We start from the raw sequence: 1,325 nt of genomic DNA, 5'->3' as shown, positions 1-1,325 counted from the left end.
TTTCCTTCGGGTACTTAGATGTTTCAGTTCCCCGAGTTCGCCTCCCATGCCTATGGATTCAGCACAGGATCTCCCTAAGGAGGGGTTTCCCCATTCGGACATCCGCGGATCAACGATCGCTCGCATCTCCCCGCGGCTTTTCGCAGCGTGCCACGTCCTTCATCGCCTCTTGGCGCCAAGGCATCCACCGAACGCCCTTATCTCGCTCAACATCACCAACACCCGCCCGCACGCAGAACCAAATCGCGGCCCTATGTCAGGTCAGGCGTCAAGCAACGCCAAGCCTACGCTCAGCTTCACTCTCAACACTCAACACAACCAATCCCAGATGCACCTGTCAAAGAACAGAACCACAGGCCGCGCGAGGCCCCGAAGGACCAGGCACCGGCTTGCGGTGGTTTTTGGAAGCACGCGCCTCGAGCTCTCGCCCAAGGACATCGCCACTCGATCCACGCCTGCCGCGGCAGTGCCGCGGCTCGCTGCCTGCAGCAGCGACCGGCTTCGTCATCCTCCGGAGGATTCTTCCCGCCGCCACGCGGCGGGAAGAATGGAGGCGACCGGATTCGAACCGACGACCCCCTGCTTGCAAAGCAGGTGCTCTACCAACTGAGCTACGCCCCCGTGCCGCCCCTCTTACAGGACGGGACGACGGCAGAAAACCATGCCCGTCGGACTGACCCGCGCCTATCGCGGCAGTGCCGCGATTTGCCGCCTGCGGCGGCAACCGGGTTCGTCAGTCTCCGACGGATTTCTCCCGCCGCGCAGCGGCAGGAAAAATGGGCCAGGGAGGACTTGAACCTCCGACCCCACGCTTATCAAGCGTGTGCTCTAACCAACTGAGCTACTAGCCCCCAGCCTGACCTTCGCCAGGCCCCAAGGACCATAGCCCAAGCCAGACCAAACACGCATCAAGGGAAGGATGCGCGGACGGCGCCGATCCCGAAGGACCAGGTCGCCCGCGCGGACCTCTCTTGGTGGCCATGGACACGGCCAGAAGACATTCATTTTCGGGCAGTCGGCCCAACCAACGCCACCCCATCCAGGGCAGCCGCCAGCCAGGCAGCGATCGGCAGATCCGTGTAGTCTTGTGCAGGATATCCGCAGCCGAGAGCCGAAGCCCTCACCCCGCGAACATTCCTTGAAAGGAGGTGATCCAGCCGCAGGTTCCCCTACGGCTACCTTGTTACGACTTCACCCCAGTCACTGACCCTACCGTGGCAAGCTAGCCCCTTGCGGTTACCGCACCTGCTTAAGGTAGAACCAACTCCCATGGTGTGACGGGCGGTGTGTACAAGGCCCGGGAACGTATTCACCGCGGCGTGCTG

General features: G+C 62.5%; 2 tRNA genes and 2 rRNA genes. All 4 read right to left on the bottom strand.

What is annotated here, in order from left to right:
• Nucleotides 1-211, bottom strand: a 23S ribosomal RNA gene (locus tag NJ376_RS28185); the annotation flags it as partial.
• Nucleotides 212-548: 337 nt separating this feature from the next.
• Nucleotides 549-621: transfer RNA gene (locus NJ376_RS28180), tRNA-Ala, on the bottom strand.
• 156 nt (nt 622-777) lie between these two features.
• A tRNA-Ile gene (locus tag NJ376_RS28175) sits at nt 778-851 on the bottom strand.
• Nucleotides 852-1,141: 290 nt separating this feature from the next.
• Nucleotides 1,142-1,325: ribosomal RNA gene (locus NJ376_RS28170) — 16S ribosomal RNA — on the bottom strand; the annotation flags it as partial.

Origin of the sequence: Siccirubricoccus soli, assembly GCF_024178315.1 — a bacterium.
GTDB lineage: Bacteria > Pseudomonadota > Alphaproteobacteria > Acetobacterales > Acetobacteraceae > Siccirubricoccus > Siccirubricoccus soli.
This window is presented reverse-complemented; position numbering and strand designations above follow the sequence as displayed.